Here is a 22,935-nt window from a genome sequence, read left to right as displayed (position 1 = left end):
TATTTACTTAGCACAAGCGTGGACGCTTGCGCTATCGGAGTATGCCATTTTAGTCTTAAATTTATTCCAATGATTTCTTATTTCCATCTCAATCATGCGATCTTGTATAGGAGTCAGATCACCACTGTATGATAAAAGAATAGAAATATTGTTTATATCTCTTATTGCAAGCATTGCTGTGTAGTCAATTAACTCACTAGGCTTTAGCTCATTATCATTTTGTATAAAATTTAAATTAGTAATTTGCGCATTCTTTAGATATTCTAAGAACTTTCGTAAAGTTGCATCTTGTTTATCTAGGCAACCAATTTTTACATTCATAATATACCTCAACTAAATCTTACACGCCCCACCAGCACAGCCATCATCTAAATCTTCTTGGCTGTCTTCGGCACCGTCACGGGTGTTTTGATAGTAAAGGGTTTTTAAGCCGTATTTGTAAGCGGTTAAAAGATCTTTTAACAACACTTTCATTGGTACTTTACCGTCTTCAAAACGTTTTGGATCGTAGTTGGTGTTGGCAGAGATCGCTTGATCCACGAATTTTTGCATAATGCCGACCAAGTGCAAGTAGCCGTCGTTGCCCGGGATGTCCCAAAGCAATTCGTAGTTTTCACCCAAGTTTTCATAATCCGGCACCACTTGTTTCAAAATACCGTCTTTTGAGGCTTTCACGCTCACATGGCCACGTGGCGGTTCGATACCGTTGGTGGCGTTGGAAATCTGAGAAGATGTTTCTGACGGCATGAGGGCGGTGAGGGTAGAGTTGCGCAAGCCGAATTCTTGGATATCGCGGCGTAGGCTTTCCCAGTCGTAATGTAACGGCTCGGAAGTTAAGCTGTCGATGTCTTTTTTGTATGTATCGATTGGCAAAATACCTTGTGCGTAAGTGGTTTCGTGGAAGTATTCACACGCGCCTTGTTCTTTCGCCAAGTTCATGGAGGCTTTCAATAAGTAATATTGAATGGCTTCGAAAGTGCGGTGGGTTAAATCGTTGGCGCTGCCGTCAGAATAACGCACGCCGTGTTTCGCCAAGTAGTACGCGTAGTTGATAACGCCGATACCTAAAGAACGACGGGCAAGGGAACTGCGTTTTGCCGCAATCACCGGATAATCTTGGTAATCCAATAAAGCATCTAATGCACGCACCGCAAGATCCGCTAAATTGTCTAGCTCGTCTAAGTTGTCCAATTTGCCTAAGTTAAAGGCGGAAAGAGTACAAAGAGCGATTTCGCCCTGTTCATCGTTAATGTGGCTTAACGGTTTGGTCGGTAAGGCGATTTCCAAGCACAGGTTGGATTGACGCACCGGTGCCACTCTTGGATCGAACGGCGAGTGGGTATTGCAGTGATCCACGTTGTGAATGTAAATACGGCCGGTGGACGCACGTTCTTGCATTAATAAAGAGAACAATTCAACAGCTTTCACGGTACGTTTACGAATGGACGGATCCTGCTCGTATTGTACGTAAAGTTCTTCAAACTTGTCTTGATCCGCAAAGAACGCTTCATAAAGTCCCGGCACGTCGGACGGGCTGAATAGGGTGATGTCACCGCCTTTGATTAAGCGTTGATACATTAATTTGTTCAGCTGTACGCCGTAGTCCATATGACGCACGCGGTTGTCTTCCACGCCACGGTTGTTTTTCAACACCAACAGGCTTTCTACTTCTAAGTGCCAAATCGGGTAATACACGGTTGCCGCACCGCCACGCACGCCACCTTGAGAACAAGATTTCACGGCAGTTTGGAAATATTTATAGAACGGAATACAACCGGTATGGAATGCTTCGCCGCCACGAATTGGGCTACCTAGCGCACGAATCGCACCGGCATTCACACCGATACCGGCTCGTTGAGAAACGTATTTCACGATGGCAGAGGCGGTGGCGTTAATGGAATCCAAGCTGTCGCCACACTCGATCAACACACAAGAGCTGAATTGACGGGTTGGTGTACGCACGCCTGCCATGATTGGGGTTGGCAAGGAAATTTTAAAGGTAGAAGTCGCGTCATAGAAACGACGGATATAATCCAAACGGGTTTCTTGCGGGTATTTGGAGAACAGACTTGCCGCCACTAATAAATAGAGGAATTGTGCGGATTCGTAGATCTCGCCGGTCACGCGGTTTTGAACTAAATATTTGCCTTCTAATTGTTTCACTGCTGCATAAGAGAACGTCATGTCGCGCCAATGGTCGATAAAACCGTCCATTTCGTCCCATTCTTCACGGGTGTAATCATCTAATAAGGCGTGATCGTATTTGCCCATGCGCACGAGTTTTTTCACATGATCGTATAAACGCGGTGGATCGAAATGGCCGTAAGCCTTTTTGCGTAAATGGAACACCGCAAGGCGTGCGGCAAGGTATTGATAATCCGGTGAATCTTTGTTGATTAAGTCCGCAGCCGCTTTGATAATGGTTTCGTGAATGTCAGAGGTACGAATGCCTTCATAAAACTGAATGTGAGAACGCAATTCCACTTGCGACACGGACACATTGTCCAGCCCTTCTGCGGCCCACGTAATCACGCGGTGGATTTTATCGAGGTTAATCGGCTCCAATGTGCCGTCACGTTTGGTGACCATTAATGCTTTATTCATGAAAGACGCTACTCCTTTAAGACAGACTCAAAACACAACATCTAGTTGTAAGCTGAAAAATTGAGCACAAGATAATGTGTTGAAATGAAGAATTCAAGCAATATATTTTTTTGTCGCTTAGTTGACATTAAATAACTGGTTATTAATTAAAGGAAATTTTGTGTGAGCTAAAAATTTGCTTGATTAAAATGTATAAATTGGTGCCAAGGTTACACACAAGGAAAAAAGATAAAAAAAGTGCGGTGAAAAAATACCTTAAATTTTCACCGCACTTCTCAACGTTATTGATGAGCGTTATTTATAGACATTACTTCGTTAAATCATCAAAGAAACGTTTTACCCCGTCTAAAAAACTAGAGGATTTCGGGCGCTGTTTAGTTTGTCCTTCTAAGCTTTCTTCAAGCTTGCGTAGCAATGCTTTTTGCTCTTCGTTGAGTTTTACCGGCGTTTCTACCACAATTCGGCAGATTAAATCCCCGGTGTAACCGCCACGTGAGGTAACGCCTTTGCCACGCATACGGAACAATTTGCCGGTTTGGGTTTCTTCCGGAATTTTTAATTTAACGCGTCCATCTAATGTCGGCACTTCAATTTCGCCACCAAGAGCAGCCATGGTGAAGCTAATCGGCACTTCACAATAAAGGTTGTTGCCATCACGCTCAAAAATGTGATGTGCTTTTACATGAATCACCACATACAAATCGCCTGCCGGTGCGCCGTTTTCACCTGCTGCACCTTCTCCTGATAAGCGTAATTGATTTCCTGTGTCCACGCCTGCCGGGATTTTTACGGAAAGGTTTTTCGGTTTATTCACTCTGCCGTCACCGTGACAAACCTTACACGGTTTCTCAATTTTCTTACCGCTGCCATGACAGGTTGGACAAACGGTTTCGGTCATAAAGAACCCTTGTTGACGACGCAGACGACCGGAACCGTGACATTGTGGACAGGTTTCTACTTTAGAACCGGCTTCTGCGCCTGATCCGTGGCAGCTATCACAAGGCGCAAGGGTATAAATTTTAATGTCTTTGGTCGTGCCTTTGACGGCCTCTTCAAGAGTGATTTCTAGGTCATAACGTAAGTCATCGCCACGCACGACACGTTGGCGACCACGTCCGCCACCACCGAAAATATCCCCGAACATATCGCCAAAAATATCGCCAAAATCCGCACCACTAAAGCCTCCGCCGGCACCGAAACCTTGTTCAAAGGCGGCATGGCCGTATTGATCGTAGTTAGCGCGTTTTTGCTTATCGCTTAATACTTCATAAGCTTCTTGAATTTCTTTAAATTTTTCTTCTTTCGCTTTATCCCCTTTGGTTCTGTCCGGGTGATATTGCATCGCGAGCTTTTTATAGGCGCGCTTAATTTCTTTTTCATCAGCGGATTTAGAAACGCCGAGAAGTTCGTAGTAGTCTTGTTTTGCCATAATGTTTCAATTTTCCGTTTAAAATATCAAATGCTACTTTTATGATTGTCTATTGTATTACATGAACAATATCGCTAAAGACTAAAATGATACCGAAAGGCAGAAATATCAAGAGCCAACACATGAATTTATTAAGGAATGGCTCGGCTTATTTTCGTTTGTTTACAGCCAAACGAAAGTTAACAAACCAAAATGAGCCGTCTATATTTCTGTTACGATATGATTTTGTCGTGTTCAAAGAGGCAGGCCGATTGCCTGCCTTGAATGCCATTATTTTGCCGCATTGAAGGCTTCTTCTAAATCCGCCAAAATATCTTGAACACTTTCAATACCACAAGAAAGGCGAATTAATCCTGCGGAAATCCCTGCTTTTTCTAATTCGGCTTCACTTAATTGGCGATGCGTTGAGGTGGCAGGATGTAACGCACAAGTACGAATATCCGCCACATGCACTTCACGCGAGGTCATTTGTAAGGCATTTAGCCATTTCGCCGCAGCGTCTTTGCCTCCCTTGATTTCAAAAGAAATGATACCGCACAAACCGTTTGGTAAGTATTTTTGTTTGAGTGCGTAATCCGTGGAACTGATTAACCCCGGATAGCTTACTTTTGCTACTTGTGGGTGTTTTTCTAAAAACTCAGCGACAGCCTGTGCATTTTCATAATGACGTTGCATGCGCAACGCAAGGGTTTCCATGCCGACATTCAATAAAAAACTGTTTTGCGGTGCAGGTGTTGCGCCTAAATCACGCATTAACTGCACGCGCGCTTTAACAATATAAGCGGCAGGGCCAAATGTTTCCGTATAGACTAAACCGTGATACGTTTGGTCCGGTGTGCTTAATTGCGGATATTTGCCGTTATTCCAATTAAAGTTGCCACCATCCGTAATAGATCCGCCAAGTGCAATGGCATGGCCATCTAAATATTTAGATGTGCTATGAATAACCACGTTTGCGCCAAATTCGATTGGGCGGCAAAAATAAGGCGTGGCAAAGGTGTTGTCGATTAGTAACGGTGCCTGCGCAGCTTGGGCTAAGGCAGCGAATTTTTCAATATCTAGCACTCGTAACGCCGGGTTTGCAATGGTTTCAGCGAAAATGGCTTTGGTATTTGGGCGAATGGCTTTTTTGAGTTCTTCGAGTGGCAAATCTTGATCCACAAAACTGACTTCAATCCCCATTTTTTTGAACGTGTGTGCAAATAAATTGTAGGTGCCGCCATAGACACAAGAGGAGGAAATAAAGTGATCGCCGTCTTCTAAAATATTCAGCATGGCATAAAACACCGCAGATTGTCCTGACGCGGTACACATTGTCGCCACACCACCTTCAAGTGCGGTAATTTTTTCTTCTGCGGCATTCGTGGTTGGATTTGCCAGGCGAGTATAGAAATAGCCAGCCGCTTGCAAATCAAATAATTTGCCGATTTCTTCCGCAGAGTCGTAAGTGTAAGTTGTGCTTTGTACGATGGGTTGAACGCGCGGTTCACCATTTTTAGGGCTATAGCCGGCATGGAGACATTTTGTTGCAAATTCCATTATGTTTTCCTTGGGTTACATGTTTTTTTGGGGAGTAAAGTGCGGTCATTTTTTATAAATTTTTACGCACTTTGAGCTTAGCAATGTGGTACAACAGCGATATAAATTTCTACTAAACCATCAGGGTGGTATTTTTCAAAATCCACAGAATAAGCCCGCTTAAGTAAGCCTTGTTGTTCTTTTTTCCAGATCAGTTGCCATGTTTGATAAATTTCATCTGCTTGGCAACGAAAAACTTCGTAGAAACTCAAATCTTCAACTTCAATCACTGGGATATCTGTCTCTAATACTGCTTCACTTGCAATCGCAAAATCATAGTCTGCTTGGTGATTCGTCGCATAATTAAAATAAATGCCATAACAACAGTGGCCTTGTGGTAGTTTATCGAAATTGTTTTGCCAAAGGGTTGGGATCATCTCATTTGCTATATCATTATTTAAGCGTTGTTGTACGATGGGGTAGAGTTTTAACGCCATTTATCCTCCTGGTTTATTTTTCCTGACTTTACTTTTTTAAATAAAGTCAGGAAAAATTGTGGTTGATGAATACACCAAAAGGGCGTATTGCTACGCCCTTCTATTTTAGTGAGAGTGAAATTACTTATTATCTTTCACTTCTTCAAACTCGGCATCAACAACATCATCGTTGGGTTTGCCGTTGCTTTGCGCTTGTTGTGGCTCACCTTGCGGTTGTGCTGTTTGTGCAAGTTTTTGTGCAACTTCGGCAAGGGCTTGAAGTTTGGCTTCAATCACTGCTTTGTCTTCACCTTTTGCAGCCGCTTCTAAGTCGCTTAATGCGCTTTCGATAGCAGCACGATCTGCGGCTGGCACATTGTCACCGGCTTCACTTAATTGTTTGCGGGTGCTGTGTACAAGGTGATCTGCTTGGTTGCGAGCTTGTACTAATTCTTCAAATTTACGGTCAGACTCTGCGTTCGCTTCGGCATCGCGTACCATTTGTTGAATTTCTTCATCACTTAAACCGGAAGATGCTTTAATGGTGATTTGTTGTTCTTTGCCTGTGCCTTTGTCTTTCGCAGAAACATGGATGATACCGTCTGCGTCGATGTCGAAGGTCACTTCAATTTGTGGCATACCGCGTGGAGCAGGGTTGATGCCTTCAAGGTTAAATTGACCTAAAGATTTGTTGGCAGAAGCCTGTTTACGTTCACCTTGTAACACGTGAATGGTTACCGCACTTTGGTTATCTTCCGCCGTTGAGAACACTTGCGATTTTTTGGTTGGAATCGTCGTGTTTTTCTCAATTAAAGTGGTCATCACACCACCCATGGTTTCGATACCCAATGATAATGGGGTAACGTCTAACAACAATACGTCTTTCACATCACCGGCTAACACACCGCCTTGTACCGCTGCACCAATCGCAACAGCTTCATCTGGGTTCACATCTTTACGTGGTGCTTTGCCAAAGAATTCTTCCACTTTTTGTTGAACAAGTGGCATACGGGTTTGACCGCCCACGAGAATAACGTCATCAATTTGAGACGCTGTTAATCCGGCATCGTTTAATGCAACTTTTACCGGCTCAAGGGATTTCGTCACTAAATCTTCAACTAAAGATTCTAATTTCGCACGGGTTAACTTGATGTTTAAGTGTTTAGGACCGGTTGCATCCGCTGTGATGTAAGGCAAGTTCACATCCGTTTGTTGGGCGGAAGAAAGCTCAATTTTCGCTTTTTCACCAGCTTCTTTTAAACGTTGCATTGCAAGCGGATCTTTACGCAAGTCAATGCCTTGTTCTTTTTGGAATTCATTGACTAAATAGTTGATCACTCGGTTATCGAAGTCTTCACCACCTAAGTGAGTATCACCGTTGGTTGCCAACACTTCGAATGTTTTTTCGCCACCCACTTCATCAATTTCGATGATGGATAAGTCGAATGTACCGCCCCCTAAGTCGTAAACCGCGATGGTTTTGTTACCTTGACCTTTATCCAAGCCGTAAGCTAGTGCGGCTGCAGTTGGTTCGTTGATGATACGTTTAACTTCTAAACCAGCGATACGACCTGCATCTTTGGTTGCTTGACGTTGTGCATCGTTAAAGTATGCCGGTACAGTAATAACGGCTTCAGTAACCGGTTCGCCTAAGAAGTCTTCGGCGGTTTTTTTCATTTTTTTCAACACTTCGGCAGAAATTTGCGGAGGTGCTAATTTGTCGCCTTTCACTTCAACCCATGCATCGCCATTATCGGCTTTTGTAATAGTAAATGGCATGATGTCGATATCACGTTTTACTTCAGCATCTTCAAAACGACGACCGATTAAACGTTTGATCGCGAATAATGTATTTTTCGGGTTAGTTACCGCTTGGCGTTTTGCCGGTTGACCGACTAATGTTTCGTTATCATTTGTGTAAGCAATAATTGACGGGGTGGTGCGATCGCCTTCTGCGTTTTCAATTACGCGAGGTTTATCGCCATCCATCACAGCCACACAAGAGTTTGTTGTACCTAAGTCAATACCAATAATTTTTCCCATTTGTTTTCTCCTAATGAAATTTTAAATTCGGTGTAACGATTTACGGATTATAAAATGTGGATTGAATTTTGCATTTCAAGGCATTTATTTAAAAATTTTTTCAATGCTTGCAAAGTGCGGTTCAAAAATTAGATGGATTTTCTTCACTAGCGTTACCAAAACGTATTGCGATGAAAGCACCTTGGCAGCTCAATCCTGATTCGTTTTGTAAAATGAGGATAAAAATAAGAGATTCAAGAGGAGAATAAAAATTTCGTGGTCTTTTTTCTAAAAAACTAAATTTATGCTAGATTAGCCGAATCATTTTACTTTGATTAATTTAAGGATAGAGGATATGAAAAAATCAACGTTAGCGGCCAGCGTGATTGTGGCATTAGGTGCAGTTTGGTTGGGGGGCGCATGGTATACAGGAAAAGTCGCCGAAGAAGAGTATGTCCATCAATTTGACTTGCTCAATCAAAACATACAGCAATCGTTTTCTGCAAAAGGATTGTCCGTTGAATTTAGCCAGGTTGCCATTGAACGTGGTTTATTGAGCTCAAAAACCCGATATGACATTGTGGTGAAAGATCCGAATAAGCCTGAATCTGTCTTTACTTTACCGTTTGAAGGCACCTTATATCACGGCCCGTTGCCGGTTAATCAATTATCTCAGTTGAATCTTGTACCAACGATGTTTACCTCCGTTGATAATCTTGTTCAAAACGACACCACAACCTCATGGTTTAAGGCAGCCAAAGGGGAAAATCCTTTATCCATTAATACAACAATGAATTACCAACGCCAAGGTGCAGCCAAAATGCATTTTGCGCCTGTGGATATTTCAGATGAAAAAGACACATGGCACCTGGGTAAAACGAATTTAACGCTTGATTTTACGCCACAGGGCATTCGTCAAGCCGATATGACGGCTGACAAGCTGGTTTATCAAGAAGCAGAGACGAAAACGCAAGTACAGTTTAACAATATTAAAGCCATGGCTGAATATCAACCAATCAAAGAGTGGGATCTTCTCTCTACCGGACAACAATGGATCGCTGCCGGTGAGACAAATATCGAAGAAACCGATGAGCAAGGTAAAACCAATCTGCTCACGGTGAAAAACTGGAAAATCGATTTGAATACGGTCAGAAAAGAGGCGTTTCTTGATTTTGCAATGAATCTGAAACTGGAGGGGACACAGTTAAATCAAATTCATTTTGGTGATCTGAATTTGAATATGGCATTCAATCATCTTGATGGCGAGACATTAAACCAAGTGTTACATGCAAAATTCGCTCAAACTGAAGATGCACCATTAACTGATGCAGAGATTGCACTCCTTCGAAAATTCTTTGATAAACAACCACAATTCGCTTTTCATCCGATGCTAACAACGCAAGCGGGAAAACTGGCTGCGGATATTGATGTGGCGGTGGCGACATCGGATCTTGCTACATTATCCCGAGGAAAAATCTTTAACTTATTCCAGCACTTTATTTTTAAAGTGAATGTCGATAAGGCTGCCTTAGTTGAGGTGGCAAGTGCAGCGGAACAAATCTCTGAGAAAGTAGAAAAAGCACAAGCGGATCGCATTGCTGAGATGAAAGTCAATGACGGTCTAAAAAACCCTATTCAACAAGGCATTTTGGTGGATGAGGGGAAACACATAAAATTGGATCTTGTGCTTGAAAATGGCGAACTCAAACTTAACGGAAAAGTCATTCCGGAAGAACAAGTAGCGTCCATCCTATTTTTAGCCGCAATGTCGATGGGATATTAATCGGCATTTTGATTCATCAAGATCTTAGCGCCTGTTCGTCTTTCTTATTTTTTGTAACAAGTCTTACGCTATTGCGCCAGAGGATCAGGAAAACGATGACTAATGGTGAATAATGGTGGCATCTGTAGCCACTTTTTCACCATTATCAAACATCAAGGTCAATGGAAAACGTTCTCCAGCGTGCAACGCCTTGGCAGAATCAAACACCATAATATGCAAACCACCCGGTTTTAATTGCACGTTGCCATTAGCGGGAATTGCAATGCCATCGGTAGTAATCATTTTGCCATTTTGTGTACCGTGCAAGACCAAATTTGCCGATTCACTGCTTTGTACCATCGCCAGATTCACAGCTTCGTTGCCATCATTATGCAGTTCCATAAAAATTGCGGTGGGTTCACCGGCTTGTTGGGTGGCAAAAATGATTGGGTTTGTCACGGTAACTTTTGCCAATGCGCTAAGAGGCAAAAGTGCAGTCATAAAAAATAATGTTTTGTAAATGCGTTGCATGGTTTTCTCCTTTTTCATCTTTTTTGAGTTTATCGACCTTGCTGATTGCCTTTCCACTATAGCAGAAAAATGCTATATTACCGCTCACTTTTTCGTATTCTTTTTATTCAATTCTCATTAAACCTCAATGGCTAATTATTACGACAGTACACTCGCCCTTTCCGGCGTCTGCCAAGCAGCGAAACTCGTGCAACAACTGGCATTAAATGGCGAAGCGGACTCAACCGCATTAGAAACCAGTCTAAACAGTTTATTAAAAACCGCGCCAAACACCACGCTCGATGTGTTTGGCGACGAGCTAAATAACCTGAAATTGGGGTTAACCACACTTTGCGAACAGCTTAACGGCAGCGAGCCGGAACTGGGTCGTTATTGGCTCAGTCTGTTGGCATTGGCGGCAAAACTCAACAAAACCCCGGAAGCCAAACAAGAATTGGCACGCCGAATTCAATATTTACCCACACAGCTGGAACATTACCACTTACTCGACGAACAGATGCTGTCTAATTTTGCCGGCATTTATGTGGATGTGATAAGCCCATTGGGTCGCCGAATTCAAGTCACCGGCGTTACTCAATATTTACAGCATTTAGGCACACAAAATCGCATTCGCGCCGCGTTATTAGCCGGCATCCGTTCCGCTATTTTGTGGCAACAAGTGGGCGGCACCAAATGGCAATTGCTGTTTTTCCGTGGCAAAATTGCTTCCACGGCACAACACATTCTCTCTTCTCTTTAACTTCTCTAAATAATGGAGCTTTCATCTATGCAACTTAGCGCGCTAACCGCACTTTCCCCGATTGATGGTCGTTATCAAGACAAAACCGCCCGTTTACGTCATATTTTCAGCGAATTCGGATTATTAAAATTCCGTGTTACAGTGGAAGTTCGTTGGTTACAAAAATTGGCAGCGACCGCACAAATCACCGAAGTGCCTTCTTTGTCAAAAGAAGCAAACGATTACCTTAACCAAATTGTCGCTAATTTTGCTATTGAAGATGCCGAGCGCATTAAAGAAATTGAAAGAACGACCAACCACGATGTGAAAGCGGTGGAATATTTCCTTAAAGAAAAAAGCGCAGCATTGCCTGAATTAGCGGCAATCAGCGAATTTATTCACTTCGCCTGCACCTCAGAAGACATCAACAACCTTTCCCATGCGTTAATGTTAAAAACAGCGCGCGAAGAAGTCTTGTTGCCGGAGTGGCAAAATTTAATCGAAAAAATCACCGCACTTGCTGAGCAATATAAAACCATTCCATTGCTTTCCCGCACGCACGGTCAACCGGCATCACCAACCACTGTGGGCAAAGAAATGGCCAACGTGGTATATCGTTTAAGACGCCAGTACAAACAGTTACAACAAATCGATATTCTGGGCAAAATCAACGGCGCCGTGGGCAACTATAACGCCCATTTATCCGCTTACCCGAATATTGATTGGCATACTTTCAGCGAAGAATTCGTGACTTCTTTAGGAATCACATGGAACCCGTACACGACCCAAATCGAACCGCATGACTACATCGCCGAATTGTTTGATTGCGTAGCACGTTTCAACACTATCGTGATCGACTTCGACCGCGACCTGTGGGGTTACATCGCATTAAATCATTTCAAACAACGTACTATCGCCGGTGAAATCGGTTCTTCCACCATGCCACACAAAGTCAATCCAATCGACTTCGAGAACTCCGAAGGCAACCTTGGTTTGGCAAACGCCGTGATGGCACACTTAGGCAGCAAATTACCGATTTCCCGTTGGCAACGCGATTTAACGGATTCCACCGTGTTGCGTAACCTTGGCGTGGGTTTAGGCTACTGCTTAATCGCTTATGCAGCGACCCAAAAAGGCATCAGCAAATTAGAAGTGAATGAAGCCCATTTACGTGAAGAATTGGATCAAAACTGGGAAGTGCTCGCCGAACCAATTCAAACCGTGATGCGTCGTTACGGCATTGAAAAACCGTACGAAAAACTGAAAGAACTCACCCGCGGCAAACGCGTAGATGCCAAAGCGATGTTTGATTTTATTGAGAAATTAGACATTCCGGCAGAAGAAAAAGCACGCTTGCAACAACTCACGCCGGCAAGCTATATCGGCGCGGCAGTACAGTTGGTGGAAAAACTGTAATCGATCAATAACGTTTCAAAAACGCAAAAAATAAGCGTTCCCAAGATAAATGATGAAATTCAATTTCATGGGAACGCTTTTTACGCAAATGCTGAGAATCTTATTCTAATCCAATGATTTCCCAACGTTGATGTGAAAGTCCATCAATTTTGCCTTAATGTCTTTTAAAATTTCATCAAGTGCTTTCATACCAAAATTAAACTCATGATTTCCCAACACAAAAACGTCATATTTCATGGCGTTTAACACTTTAGGTACAGGATGGTCTTTGTAGTATTTTTTCGTTTTAGCGAAAACATCAATTTGGTTGTCTTGAATGGCATCCCCAACATCGACCAACACCACATTTTTATGTTGTTTACGAACGTCGTTCACATAAGTGGCAATTTGTGCATAAGAACCGGATTTGTCAGCGACATCTGCGCCATAACTCCAAGGCACAATACGACCATGCACATCGGAGGTTCCAAGAATTTTAATATTGACTTCTTGTGCCACCGCAGTACTCAATGCTGAAAGTGCAAATAGTGAACAAATGACTTTTTTCATAGAATTTCCTTTTGGTAATAAATACGCGACGAATTATATTTATTTACATCACACAAGCAATAAGGATTCAGCCGAATCATTGAGAAGATTAAAAGTAAGGTGACATACCTAAAAATGTTTAAAAAACAGGCAAACGATTGCCTTTCATGATTTTATTCATTAAACTAACGCCCGCAAATCTAATTTGTAATTTCATTTATATCGCAAGTTTGTGTATAGGAAATGACAAAGCCCTTCTTTTGAGCCTTTTCTCATTGTTATACCTTCCTTGTAATACTTCCATTCACCTTAATAGGATAAAAAATGAACGAAGTTTTACAACAGTTCAAACAACAATATTTGATTAAATATTGGAATCCCGTTATCGCCGTTATTGCCGCCGGTTTAATCTCGGCCTATTATTTCGGCATTACCGGCACGTATTGGGCGGTCACCGGCGAATTTACCCGCTGGGGTGGCCATGCATTAGAAGCCTTGGGCATTGATGTGTCCAATTGGAGCTACTACAAAATCATCGGTATGCAAGGCACGATTTTCACCCGTGTTGATGGTGTGATGATCTTAGGCATGTTTGCTGGTTGTATCTCCGCAGCCTTGTGGGCAAACAACGTAAAATGGCGAAACCAGCCACATAAACGCCGCATTGTACAAGCCTTAATCGGTGGCGCCATTGCCGGCTTCGGCGCACGTTTGGCGATGGGCTGTAACCTTGCCTCGTTATTTACCGGTATTCCACAATTTTCCGTACACGCTTGGTTTTTCACTATTGCCACAGCACTTGGAACTTACGTTGGTGTGAAAGTCACCTTATTACCGATGTTCCGCGTGAAATTGGAATTGAAAAAAGGCGCCGCGAAATTACAAGAAAGCGATCCGAAAAGAGCACAACGCCGTTTTTGGATCGGCATGGTCGTATTCTTCGCTTACTTTATTGCCTCTCTTTATGTAATGACCCAATCCATCAAACTCGGTTTTGCCATGTTGTGCGGTTTAGCTTTCGGTTTACTTATCGAACGTGCGCAAATCTGCTTCACGTCGGCTTTTCGTGATCTTTGGGTAACCGGTCGCGCTTACATGGCAAAAGCCATTATTTTCGGTATTCTTGCCGGCACTATTGGTGTCTTCAGCTACATTCAATTAGGCGTTCCGGCAAAAATCATGTGGGCAGGTCCGAATGCGATTATTGGCGGTTTATTGTTTGGTTTCGGCATTGTATTAGCCGGCGGTTGTGAAACCGGTTGGATGTACCGCGCGATGGAAGGCCAAGTACATTTTATGTGGGTGGGTATCGGCAACGTTATCGGTTCTACCTATCTCGCCTACGCTTGGGATGATTTGGCACCGGCATTGGCGCTTGACTACGAAAAACTGAACTTACTGAAAGAATTTGGTCCGGTGGGCGGATTATTGGTGAACTACGGTTTATTGATCGTCTGCTTAATCGCTGTCGTCTGGTGGGAAAAACGCTTTCTTGCCAAAGCAAAAGCCAAAATCGCCGCTCTCGCACAGGCGTAAAAGTGCGGTTTGATTTAACGTTATTTTTATTTTACAGAAGGAAAACACATTATGGCATTTACCGTTGTGCACAAATTAGATAAAGATCCCAAAGACATCGTTCCGGATTACACCATCGATACCGTGGGCGAACCTTGTCCGTATCCAGCTATTGTTATGTTAGAAACCATGCCGGAATTAAAGGAAGGCGAAATTCTGGAATTACTCAGCGACTGCGCACAATCCATCAACAACATTCCGGTGGATACTAAAAACCACGGTTATACCTTATTAAGCGTGGAACAAGATGGCACAAAATTACGTTATTTGATTCAGCGTTAAGCATTAAAAAAATCCTCTCGATATAATGAACAAGACTGATAACCGAAATTCAACATATAGGAGGATTATTTACCCCCTCGTAGCGTGCAACTTGTTGCACGAATGATTTACCTCGATGCGTAATTCATGATTTCGTGCGTAGCGTGCAACTTGTTGCACGAATGATGAACCCCGATGCGTAATTCACAATATCGTGCGTACCGTGTTCTTGATGCACGCGCAAACCACGCACGGAGCGTTATTTACCCCTTTCGGACATTCACAATTTCGTGCAACAAGTTGCACGCTACTATTCTAAACATTAAAAAAATCCCTAAATCCTCAGGATTTTTTTATAGCCAGCCAAATGGCTTAAGTGATAAGCAGAAAACATCCCCACGATGATATAGTGGACAAGGCTGACAACCGAAATTCAACATATAAGAGGATTATTTACCCCCTCCTAGCGTGCAACTTGTTGCACGAATGATTTACCTCGATGTGTAATTCACAATTTCGTGCGTAGCGTGCAACTTGTTGCACGACTAAACCACGCACGGAACGTTATTTACCCCTTTCGGACATTCACAATTTCGTGCAACACGTTGCACGTTACAATGCTAAGCATTAAAAAATCCCGAAATCCTCGGGATTTTTTTATTCTTGAAAAAATCACTCCCTCTTCGCCACAAAAACAAGTAGAATACGCCAAATTTTTATTTACATCCTTTGAGGTATCTATGGACATTTTAATCAGCATTATCGGTATTTTTGTGCTGTTGGGGATTGCCGTTTTATTCTCTAACAATCGCAAAGCGATCAATTTACGTACTGTGTTTGGCGCACTGGCCATTCAAATCGCTATCGGTGCTTTCGTGCTTTATGTGCCGGCCGGACGTCATGCATTACAAGCGGCATCCGATTTTATCGGCAAAGTTATCGGTTTTGGTAATGAAGGGATTAGCTTTGTTTTTGGTGGATTGACTGACCCAAGCCAAAGTTTCGGTTTTATCTTCGCTATTAAAGTATTACCGGTGATTATCTTCTTCTCTGCACTCATTTCCTTACTTTATTACATCGGTGTAATGCAATGGGTCATCAAACTTATCGGTGGTGGGTTACAAAAATTATTAGGTACCTCAAAAGCGGAATCCATGTCAGCTGCCGCAAACATTTTCGTGGGGCAAACGGAAGCGCCGTTAATTGTTAAGCCATTTATCGGTCGTATGACTCAATCTGAATTATTCGCTGTGATGGTGGGTGGCGTGGCTTCTATCGCCGGTTCTGTGATGGCAGGTTATGCCGGGATGGGCGTGCCGTTAACTTACTTAATCGCCGCTTCTTTTATGGCTGCACCGGGTGGTTTATTATTCGCTAAAATCATGTTTCCACAAACGGAAAAAACTGATGATATGTTAAAAGAGGACGCGGATGTGGAAAAACCGTCCAACGCAATTGAAGCCTTAGCAAACGGTGCGCGTGACGGTATGCACTTGGCACTGAATGTAGGCGCGATGTTAATTGCGTTTGTGTCTGTAATTGCCTTAATTAACTGGATTTTAAGTAGCTTAGGTGGCATTGTTGGTGAACCAAACTTAACTTTACAAGTGATTTTAGGTTGGATTTTCAAACCATTGGCATACTTAATCGGGATTTCTTGGGAAGAATCTGCCATTGCCGGCCAAATGATTGGTTTAAAATTAGCGGTGAACGAATTTGTGGGTTATTTAGAATTTGCTAAATATTTACAACCGGATTCTGCTGTTGTGCTAAGTGATAAAACCAAAGCAATTATTACCTTCGCACTTTGTGGTTTCGCTAACTTCAGCTCCATTGCAATCTTAATCGGCGGTTTAGGCGGTATGGCACCAAATCGTCGCGGTGATGTTGCGCGTTTAGGTTTAAAAGCGGTGCTTGCCGGTTCATTATCTAACTTAATGAGTGCAACGATTGCCGGATTATTTATCGGTTTGAGTGGTGCTGTGCTATAAAGTGCGGTATGATTTCACCACGTTTTTTATGATGACACCACGACCTGTTCGTGGTGTTGTCGTTTATAGGCAACGAAAACGTTTGCGCTAATTTTAGTTCACCATGTCAATAAAGAGGAAAAGACTATGACTCCACATATTAACGCGCCAGCCGGTGCATTTGCCGATGCCGTATTAATGCCGGGCGATCCGCTTCGTGCGAAGTATATCGCAGAAACTTTCTTAGAAAACGTGCAAGAAGTGACCAACGTTCGCAATATGTTGGGCTTTACCGGCACCTATAAAGGTCGCCGAATTTCTGTGATGGCACATGGTATGGGGATCCCTTCCTGTTCCATTTACGCGAAAGAACTCATTACGGAATACGGTGTGGAAAAACTGATTCGTGTCGGTTCTTGTGGTGCCGTCCGCATGGATGTAAAAGTGCGTGATGTGGTTATCGGTCTTGGTGCGTGTACCGATTCCAAAGTTAATCGTATTCGTTTTAAAGACAACGATTTTGCAGCGATTGCCGATTTCGGTTTAACGCAAGCGGCGGTACAGGCAGCGAAGGAATTAGATGTTAAGGTTCGTGTCGGTAATTTATTTTCTGCAGATTTATTCTATACACCGGATGTCGCCATGTTTGACGTGATGGAAAAATACGGCATCCTAGGCGTAGAAATGGAAGCCGCCGGTATTTATGGCGTGGCAGCAGAATACGGTGTGCGCGCATTGACTATCTGTACCGTATCCGACCATATTCGTACTCATGAACAAACCAGTGCGGAAGAGCGTCAGTTGACGTTTAATGAAATGATCAAAGTGGCGTTAGAAACCGTATTAATTGACGATAAGGCTAACTAGTCAACTCCTTGAATGCTGCCTAATTTGCGTCATTTGGCAGCATTCTTTTGAGTGTGTTATCGCGGTATAAAATGAGAGCGACAGTTTGACTTCAAGGGAGTTATTTAAGGCTTAGAAGGAAGCGAGTTGCTATACGATGCTAAGTTAAAATGCAAAGAAGCAAGGTAACCAACGTCAATAAATACGAAAATAATCCGGCTTGGCTATTGTTCAACACGGGTAAAACGAGTATAGTTCTGCACGTTTTTAACAGATAAATTTCATCTCTTAACGCATATCAATGAGGTTTTTATGGGTGGCATTAGCATTTGGCAATTGGCTATTTTGGTTTTAATCATTGTATTGTTATTCGGTACGAAGAAATTGCGTACGTTAGGTACCGATTTGGGCGAGTCTGTAAAAGGCTTTAAAAAGGCCATGAATGAAGAAGCCAAACCGGCTGATGCAAGTTTCGATAAAGTGGAACAAAAGCAAAAGGCACAACCGGAACAAGAAAAAAGCAAAGAAAAAGAACAGGCATAATCCGTGTTTGATATTGGTTTTTCTGAGGTTGTCTTAGTTTGTATTGTGGGCTTAGTGGTACTAGGCCCACAACGTTTACCGGTAGCCATTCGCACGGTCATGTCTTGGGTGCGAACTGTTCGTGGCTTGGCGGCAAATGTACAAAATGAACTAAAACAAGAATTAAAATTGCAAGAGTTGCAAGACAGCATTAAGAAAGCGGAAAGCTTGAATCTTAAGGCGCTGTCTCCCGAATTGGGCAAAACCGTTGAGGAATTAAAAGCCTCTGCAGATAAGTTGCGTGCCGATTTGGAACAAAAAGCAGCACAAAGTAATACTACGTTGCAAGATCAAATCAAGGAAATGAAAAGTGCGGTAGAAAATTCGGATGAAAATGACAACATTCATCCTGGTTCAAATTATCGCAACCCAATGGCTAACTATGACATTCTTGATGTTGAAGATTTTTCCGAACAAAATACAGAAGCCTTAGCCGTTGCAGAAATGTCGCGAAATACGACCGCACTTTCTCCGGCAGAACAGGCGGAGCAAGAAGAAATTGAGCTAGATGACAAACTGGCTTATTACATCAATCAATATGATCCGGATAATCCTTTGCCGGCCAATTCAGAAAATGCCCATTCGGAGAAAACCGAACAATCCTCAAATAAAAGCTAGGGCGTAACCCTCAATTAGGATAATTTATGACCAGCGTTGACGATACTCAACCCCTCATCACTCATCTGGTAGAACTGCGCAACCGTTTATTACGCAGCATTATTTTCGTTGCTGTGGTATTTGTGGCGTTAGTTTATTTTTCCAACGAAATTTATAACTTTGTGGCGGCACCGTTAACCGCAAACTTGCCAAACGGCTCCAGTATGATTGCCACCAATATTGCCACGCCGTTTTTCACCCCAATTAAACTGACCGGCGTTGTCGCTATTTTTATTTCAGTCCCATTTTTGCTCTACCAAATTTGGGCTTTTGTGGCACCGGCATTATATCAGCATGAAAAACGCCTCATTTATCCGCTGCTATTTTCCAGCACGCTGTTGTTTTATCTAGGCGTAGCTTTTGCTTACTATGTGGTATTCCCGTTAGTGTTCAGCTTTTTAACTAAAACGGCACCGGAAGGGGTGGCAATCGCGACCGACATCAGTAGCTACTTAGATTTTGTACTGACGTTATTCTTAGCTTTCGGTGTTTGCTTTGAAGTGCCGGTGGCGATTATTCTGTTATGCTGGACTGGTGTTACCACACCGGAAGATTTAAAAGCCAAGCGCCCTTATATTATTGTCGGTGCGTTCTTTATCGGTATGCTTTTAACTCCGCCGGATGTATTCTCACAAACCTTGCTTGCTATTCCAATGTGTTTGTTATTTGAAGTGGGCGTATTCTTTGCACGATTTTATCGTCCGCGTGAAGAAGACGAAGCCACTCAAGATGAAAACAACACGGCTAATCACTAATTCAATTCGGGAGATAATATGACACAACAAATTTTTACCGGTTTTCCAACCCGCCGTTTACGCCGTATGCGCAAACAGGATTTTAGTCGCCGCTTAATGGCGGAACATAAACTGACTGTTGATGATCTGATTTATCCCGTATTTATTATTGAGGGCGAAAATCATCGTGAAGCGGTGTCTTCCATGCCAAACGTAGAACGTTTAACCATCGACCAACTGTTAATTGAAGCGGGTTTATTGGTGAAATACGGCGTACCGGTGATTGCGTTATTTCCTGTGGTGGAACAGGCGAAAAAATCCTTAATGGCAGAAGAAGCCTATAATCCGAACGGCTTGGTGCAACGCGCAGTAAGAGCGCTAAAAGCCGCCTATCCTGACCTTGGCGTGTTAACTGATGTGGCACTTGACCCTTACACCCTACACGGACAAGACGGTATTATCGATGAAGAAGGCTATGTGCTGAATGACATCACTACTGACATATTAATCAAACAAGCCCTATCCCACGCTGAGGCTGGCGCAGATGTAGTTGCGCCAAGCGATATGATGGACGGTCGCATCGGCAGAATCCGCAATGCCTTGGAAGAAAAAGGCTTTATTAATACCCTCATCATGGCTTACTCCGCCAAATATGCCTCCAACTATTACGGCCCGTTCCGTGATGCTGTTGGCTCTTCCGGCAACTTAAAAGGCGGCGATAAAAAGACCTATCAATTAGATCCTGCTAACAGCGATGAAGGTTTACAAGAAGTGGCATTAGACTTGGAAGAAGGCGCTGATATGGTGATGGTGAAACCGGGTATGCCATATTTGGACTTAGTCTATCGCGTAAAACAACAATTCGGCGTACCTACGTTTGCCTACCAAGTTTCCGGTGAATACGCCATGCACATGGCAGCGATTCAAAACGGCTGGTTGAAAGAAAAAGAATGCATCATGGAATCTTTACTTTGCTTCAAACGTGCCGGTGCCGACGGCATTCTGACTTACTTCGCTAAACAAGTGGCAGAGTGGTTGTATTTGGAAGGGAAGAATAAATAACACATTGTCTTGTGTTTTCATCTCCTATCTATTATTGCCATGCGGTTCGGATATGCGCATGGCGATTTCTTATTAACAAAAAGCACATCTGAAAAGTGCGGTCGTTTTTTCGTACATTTTCAGATGGCTTTTTTAATAACGAAGTCTGCATTTTAGCGCAATATCGCCGCCGTAGTATTATTCACGGCGTGCTGATTTGGGTCTAAAACTGGTGATAATCGCAGGGTTGGTGTCAATGTAGATGCCATTGATTAATTGCAGGCAATAAGGCACCGCACTAAAAATCCCTTGCACAAGGACCTTACCCTCGCTGTCTTTAACGCCTTCTAAGGTTTCTTTGATGGCTTTCGGCTGCCCCGGTAAATTGAGAATAAGGCTATCTTTACGAATCACCCCGACTTGCCGGGATAAAATGGCGGTTGGAACAAAATGCAAACTGACTTGACGCATTTGTTCACCAAAACCGGGCATTTCTCGATCGGCAATGGCTAACGTCGCATCCGGTGTGACATCTCGTTTTGCCGGACCGGTGCCGCCGGTAGTTAACACAAGGTGGCAATGCTGTTCATCCACCAATTCACATAACACTCGTTCGATTTCAGCTTGTTCATCCGGAATCAATCGTTCAACAACGGTAAAAGGATCCACTAAAGCCTGCTCCAACCAATGTTTTAATTCGGGAATGCCTTGGTCAGCATAAACGCCTTGAGAGGCTCTATCTGAAACGGAGACTAAACCAATTTTTAACCGCATGTCCATAATTACTCCTTGTTATAAAAAATAATGCCGTATCATCGTTTCAAGGCAATGACACGGCATAAGGGATTTGTATTGGATTATTTCATTTTTTCTTTTAGTTCTTCTAAAAGCTCTTGATGAATTTCTTCTTGGACTTCCTCTGGAATTGGCGTATTCGCGCGGTTGAGTTTAATTCTAATGATTAGCGTGAGGACTAAACTGGTGACTAATACCCACGGTGCCCAATAAAGTGCTTCATTGAACGGTGCAAAGAGGGCGTATAATATCGCCACTTCGCCAAGTAAGATTGCACGATCGACTTTATCTAACGGCCCGCCATAGGGCTCGTCGTTTTCTTCTTTTTGTTTAGGGAGCAGATTTAAATCCAGTAACGCTGAAAGTAGAATGACTAAACCGATTTGTAGCGGATCAAAAGGCGCAACAAACATAAAAGGAATGTATGCCGCTGTCATGGCAACAACATAGATGATTTTGGTTAAATATCGACTGCAACGAGACGTATGCTCAAAATCATAGATAAGAATATCGGCAAGATTATTCAGCAAGACAAGGTTAATAAATAGCCCAATTGGAATTAACCAAAAGAGCGATTGCCCGCCTAAAAGCACCGTGATGCCAATGACAATAGAGAGGATGCTAGAGAATACCGTAATATAGCTGGCTTTAATGCCCAAACGATCACACTGTGCGGCAATCGGGTATAAAAAATGTTGGAATTTATATTTGAGGTTATTAATACTCATAATGTTTCCTTTAGAACGCATATAAATGGATATTGACTAAGACGGAAATCATGCCAACAAAATAATGAAGGCGATAACTTGCCCAGTGTATCAAAATAAAAGGGAAAATGCCGTAATTTTCTACGATAAAAAGTAATCTTGTGGTTTTATGCTCTTATCTCTCGTACAAAAATAAGAATGATTCTTCCGCACATTAATCTCTATTCATTGTTTCGACATTGGATTTATTCGGGATGGCTAATTTCGCTTCTTTCTGTTGCGCACGACGTTTTTGAAAAAACGCACTGAGTTTTTCACTGCATTCCTGCTGCAGCACCCCACCGGTAATTTCAATGACATGGTTCATTTTATAATCCTCGAAAAAATGAAAACGGGAACCCACTGCGCCGGTTTTATAGTCAGCTGCACCAAACACCAAGCGCTTAATGCGGCTGTGTAAAATCGCCCCTGCGCACATGGTGCAAGGTTCAAGGGTGACGTATAAGGTTGCGTTCAACAAGCGGTAATTTTGCAAGCGCTGGCCGCCTTGGCGTAAAGCCACAATTTCGGCATGCGCTGTGGGATCAGAATCAATGATCGATAAATTCCATCCCTCGCCAAGAATTTCCCCCTCCTCGCTCACTAATACGGCGCCCACAGGAATTTCACCCAAGGCTTCAGCTTTGTCCGCCAACATTAAGGCGTGGCGCATAAATTGTTCATCCAGTTGCTGTTGAGATTCAGTCATGAGGCTATTCAGATA

Annotated in this window: 21 protein-coding genes and 1 pseudogene; 11 read left to right on the top strand and 11 right to left on the bottom strand. The window is 43.0% G+C overall.

All coding sequences use genetic code 11. The annotated features are described in order from the left end of the window. Positions 1 to 3 precede the first annotated feature (3 nt). From J5X96_RS09030 to dnaK, 6 genes are all read right to left on the bottom strand, one after another. Positions 4 to 321 (bottom strand): hypothetical protein, encoded by a 318-nt coding sequence (locus J5X96_RS09030; protein ID WP_209363247.1) that lies wholly within the window; start codon positions 319 to 321, stop codon positions 4 to 6. Between the two features lie 12 nt (positions 322 to 333). Beyond that, entirely contained in the window at positions 334 to 2,604 is a 2,271-nt protein-coding gene (gene nrdA / locus J5X96_RS09025) for a class 1a ribonucleoside-diphosphate reductase subunit alpha (RefSeq protein ID WP_209363245.1), read from the bottom strand. Between the two features lie 307 nt (positions 2,605 to 2,911). Further along, positions 2,912 to 4,033, bottom strand: a complete 1,122-nt coding sequence (gene dnaJ / locus J5X96_RS09020; RefSeq protein WP_209363243.1) for a molecular chaperone DnaJ — start codon at positions 4,031 to 4,033, stop codon at positions 2,912 to 2,914. 270 nt (positions 4,034 to 4,303) lie between these two features. Further along, positions 4,304 to 5,572, bottom strand: a complete 1,269-nt coding sequence (locus tag J5X96_RS09015) for an O-acetylhomoserine aminocarboxypropyltransferase/cysteine synthase family protein (RefSeq protein ID WP_209363235.1) — start codon at positions 5,570 to 5,572, stop codon at positions 4,304 to 4,306. A gap of 77 nt (positions 5,573 to 5,649) precedes the next feature. Further along, a complete protein-coding gene (locus J5X96_RS09010) occupies positions 5,650 to 6,048 on the bottom strand; it encodes a GyrI-like domain-containing protein (RefSeq protein ID WP_209363233.1) in 399 nt (132 codons plus the stop codon). A gap of 120 nt (positions 6,049 to 6,168) precedes the next feature. Then, positions 6,169 to 8,070 (bottom strand): molecular chaperone DnaK, encoded by a 1,902-nt coding sequence (gene dnaK, locus J5X96_RS09005; RefSeq protein WP_209363231.1) that lies wholly within the window; start codon positions 8,068 to 8,070, stop codon positions 6,169 to 6,171. 334 nt (positions 8,071 to 8,404) lie between these two features. On the opposite strand from dnaK, the gene J5X96_RS09000 reads away from it, so the two are divergent. Continuing rightward, entirely contained in the window at positions 8,405 to 9,832 is a 1,428-nt protein-coding gene (locus J5X96_RS09000; protein ID WP_209363229.1) for a YdgA family protein, read from the top strand. A gap of 99 nt (positions 9,833 to 9,931) precedes the next feature. Here J5X96_RS09000 and J5X96_RS08995 read toward each other — a convergent pair whose 3' ends face one another. After that, on the bottom strand, positions 9,932 to 10,342 hold the full coding sequence (locus J5X96_RS08995) for a copper chaperone PCu(A)C (RefSeq protein WP_209363227.1): 411 nt from the start codon (positions 10,340 to 10,342) through the stop codon (positions 9,932 to 9,934). Positions 10,343 to 10,469: 127 nt separating this feature from the next. Between J5X96_RS08995 and hflD the strand changes: the two genes are divergently transcribed. Together hflD and purB are read left to right on the top strand one after the other, a co-directional pair. Then, entirely contained in the window at positions 10,470 to 11,081 is a 612-nt protein-coding gene (gene hflD, locus J5X96_RS08990; RefSeq protein WP_209363225.1) for a high frequency lysogenization protein HflD, read from the top strand. A 27-nt stretch (positions 11,082 to 11,108) separates the two neighbouring features. Beyond that, positions 11,109 to 12,476 (top strand): adenylosuccinate lyase, encoded by a 1,368-nt coding sequence (gene purB, locus J5X96_RS08985; RefSeq protein WP_209364805.1) that lies wholly within the window; start codon positions 11,109 to 11,111, stop codon positions 12,474 to 12,476. 141 nt (positions 12,477 to 12,617) lie between these two features. Here the strand turns inward: purB and J5X96_RS08980 are convergent. Then, positions 12,618 to 13,025, bottom strand: a pseudogene (locus tag J5X96_RS08980) (metallophosphoesterase); the annotation flags it as partial. 303 nt (positions 13,026 to 13,328) lie between these two features. Here J5X96_RS08980 and yedE point away from each other — a divergent pair. The 8 genes from yedE to hemB all read left to right on the top strand — a co-directional run bounded on the left by yedE (position 13,329) and on the right by hemB (position 20,691). Beyond that, positions 13,329 to 14,540, top strand: coding sequence for a selenium metabolism membrane protein YedE/FdhT (yedE, locus tag J5X96_RS08975; RefSeq protein WP_209363223.1), 1,212 nt, complete (start codon positions 13,329 to 13,331; stop codon positions 14,538 to 14,540). 51 nt (positions 14,541 to 14,591) lie between these two features. Continuing rightward, positions 14,592 to 14,861 (top strand): sulfurtransferase-like selenium metabolism protein YedF, encoded by a 270-nt coding sequence (yedF, locus tag J5X96_RS08970; protein WP_209363221.1) that lies wholly within the window; start codon positions 14,592 to 14,594, stop codon positions 14,859 to 14,861. Between the two features lie 719 nt (positions 14,862 to 15,580). Then, positions 15,581 to 16,831 carry a NupC/NupG family nucleoside CNT transporter gene (locus tag J5X96_RS08965; protein WP_209363219.1) on the top strand — a complete coding sequence of 417 codons (1,251 nt, stop codon included), beginning with the start codon at positions 15,581 to 15,583 and terminating at the stop codon, positions 16,829 to 16,831. Between the two features lie 126 nt (positions 16,832 to 16,957). After that, positions 16,958 to 17,677, top strand: coding sequence for a purine-nucleoside phosphorylase (gene deoD, locus J5X96_RS08960; protein WP_209363218.1), 720 nt, complete (start codon positions 16,958 to 16,960; stop codon positions 17,675 to 17,677). Positions 17,678 to 17,968: 291 nt separating this feature from the next. Beyond that, a complete protein-coding gene (tatA, locus tag J5X96_RS08955; protein ID WP_021615751.1) occupies positions 17,969 to 18,199 on the top strand; it encodes a Sec-independent protein translocase subunit TatA in 231 nt (76 codons plus the stop codon). 3 nt (positions 18,200 to 18,202) lie between these two features. Further along, complete coding sequence (tatB, locus tag J5X96_RS08950) at positions 18,203 to 18,856, top strand: Sec-independent protein translocase protein TatB (RefSeq protein ID WP_209363216.1); 654 nt, start codon at positions 18,203 to 18,205, stop codon at positions 18,854 to 18,856. Positions 18,857 to 18,882: 26 nt separating this feature from the next. Then, on the top strand, positions 18,883 to 19,650 hold the full coding sequence (gene tatC, locus J5X96_RS08945; RefSeq protein WP_209363214.1) for a Sec-independent protein translocase subunit TatC: 768 nt from the start codon (positions 18,883 to 18,885) through the stop codon (positions 19,648 to 19,650). Between the two features lie 18 nt (positions 19,651 to 19,668). After that, positions 19,669 to 20,691, top strand: a complete 1,023-nt coding sequence (gene hemB, locus J5X96_RS08940; RefSeq protein WP_209363212.1) for a porphobilinogen synthase — start codon at positions 19,669 to 19,671, stop codon at positions 20,689 to 20,691. Positions 20,692 to 20,868: 177 nt separating this feature from the next. On the opposite strand, the gene mog is transcribed toward hemB, so the two are convergent. From mog to tadA, 3 genes are all read right to left on the bottom strand, one after another. Beyond that, a complete protein-coding gene (mog, locus tag J5X96_RS08935; RefSeq protein ID WP_209363210.1) occupies positions 20,869 to 21,450 on the bottom strand; it encodes a molybdopterin adenylyltransferase in 582 nt (193 codons plus the stop codon). A 77-nt stretch (positions 21,451 to 21,527) separates the two neighbouring features. After that, entirely contained in the window at positions 21,528 to 22,193 is a 666-nt protein-coding gene (locus J5X96_RS08930; RefSeq protein WP_209363208.1) for a CDP-alcohol phosphatidyltransferase family protein, read from the bottom strand. 193 nt (positions 22,194 to 22,386) lie between these two features. After that, positions 22,387 to 22,920: a tRNA adenosine(34) deaminase TadA gene (gene tadA, locus J5X96_RS08925; protein WP_209363207.1), complete on the bottom strand. Its 534-nt coding sequence runs from the start codon at positions 22,918 to 22,920 to the stop codon at positions 22,387 to 22,389. Positions 22,921 to 22,935 lie beyond the last annotated feature (15 nt).

The organism is Aggregatibacter sp. 2125159857, assembly GCF_017798005.1.
Classification (GTDB): domain Bacteria; phylum Pseudomonadota; class Gammaproteobacteria; order Enterobacterales; family Pasteurellaceae; genus Aggregatibacter.
The sequence above is the reverse complement of the archived record's forward strand: the minus strand, read 5'-3'. Positions and strand labels throughout refer to the sequence as shown.

Excerpts from the sequence above, each read along its gene's own strand:
- hemB (WP_209363212.1), top strand. The coding sequence starts at position 19,669 with ATGACACAACAAATTTTTACCGGTTTTCCAACCCGCCGTTTACGCCGT.
- purB (WP_209364805.1), top strand. The coding sequence starts at position 11,109 with ATGCAACTTAGCGCGCTAACCGCACTTTCCCCGATTGATGGTCGTTAT.
- yedE (WP_209363223.1), top strand. The coding sequence starts at position 13,329 with ATGAACGAAGTTTTACAACAGTTCAAACAACAATATTTGATTAAATAT.
- hflD (WP_209363225.1), top strand. The coding sequence starts at position 10,470 with ATGGCTAATTATTACGACAGTACACTCGCCCTTTCCGGCGTCTGCCAA.
- tatC (WP_209363214.1), top strand. The coding sequence starts at position 18,883 with ATGACCAGCGTTGACGATACTCAACCCCTCATCACTCATCTGGTAGAA.
- dnaJ (WP_209363243.1), bottom strand. The coding sequence starts at position 4,033 with ATGGCAAAACAAGACTACTACGAACTTCTCGGCGTTTCTAAATCCGCT.
- dnaK (WP_209363231.1), bottom strand. The coding sequence starts at position 8,070 with ATGGGAAAAATTATTGGTATTGACTTAGGTACAACAAACTCTTGTGTG.
- J5X96_RS08965 (WP_209363219.1), top strand. The coding sequence starts at position 15,581 with ATGGACATTTTAATCAGCATTATCGGTATTTTTGTGCTGTTGGGGATT.
- J5X96_RS09000 (WP_209363229.1), top strand. The coding sequence starts at position 8,405 with ATGAAAAAATCAACGTTAGCGGCCAGCGTGATTGTGGCATTAGGTGCA.
- J5X96_RS09010 (WP_209363233.1), bottom strand. The coding sequence starts at position 6,048 with ATGGCGTTAAAACTCTACCCCATCGTACAACAACGCTTAAATAATGAT.
- tatA (WP_021615751.1), top strand. The coding sequence starts at position 17,969 with ATGGGTGGCATTAGCATTTGGCAATTGGCTATTTTGGTTTTAATCATT.
- J5X96_RS09030 (WP_209363247.1), bottom strand. The coding sequence starts at position 321 with ATGAATGTAAAAATTGGTTGCCTAGATAAACAAGATGCAACTTTACGA.
- deoD (WP_209363218.1), top strand. The coding sequence starts at position 16,958 with ATGACTCCACATATTAACGCGCCAGCCGGTGCATTTGCCGATGCCGTA.
- mog (WP_209363210.1), bottom strand. The coding sequence starts at position 21,450 with ATGGACATGCGGTTAAAAATTGGTTTAGTCTCCGTTTCAGATAGAGCC.
- J5X96_RS08930 (WP_209363208.1), bottom strand. The coding sequence starts at position 22,193 with ATGAGTATTAATAACCTCAAATATAAATTCCAACATTTTTTATACCCG.
- yedF (WP_209363221.1), top strand. The coding sequence starts at position 14,592 with ATGGCATTTACCGTTGTGCACAAATTAGATAAAGATCCCAAAGACATC.
- tadA (WP_209363207.1), bottom strand. The coding sequence starts at position 22,920 with ATGACTGAATCTCAACAGCAACTGGATGAACAATTTATGCGCCACGCC.
- J5X96_RS08995 (WP_209363227.1), bottom strand. The coding sequence starts at position 10,342 with ATGCAACGCATTTACAAAACATTATTTTTTATGACTGCACTTTTGCCT.
- J5X96_RS09015 (WP_209363235.1), bottom strand. The coding sequence starts at position 5,572 with ATGGAATTTGCAACAAAATGTCTCCATGCCGGCTATAGCCCTAAAAAT.
- nrdA (WP_209363245.1), bottom strand. The coding sequence starts at position 2,604 with ATGAATAAAGCATTAATGGTCACCAAACGTGACGGCACATTGGAGCCG.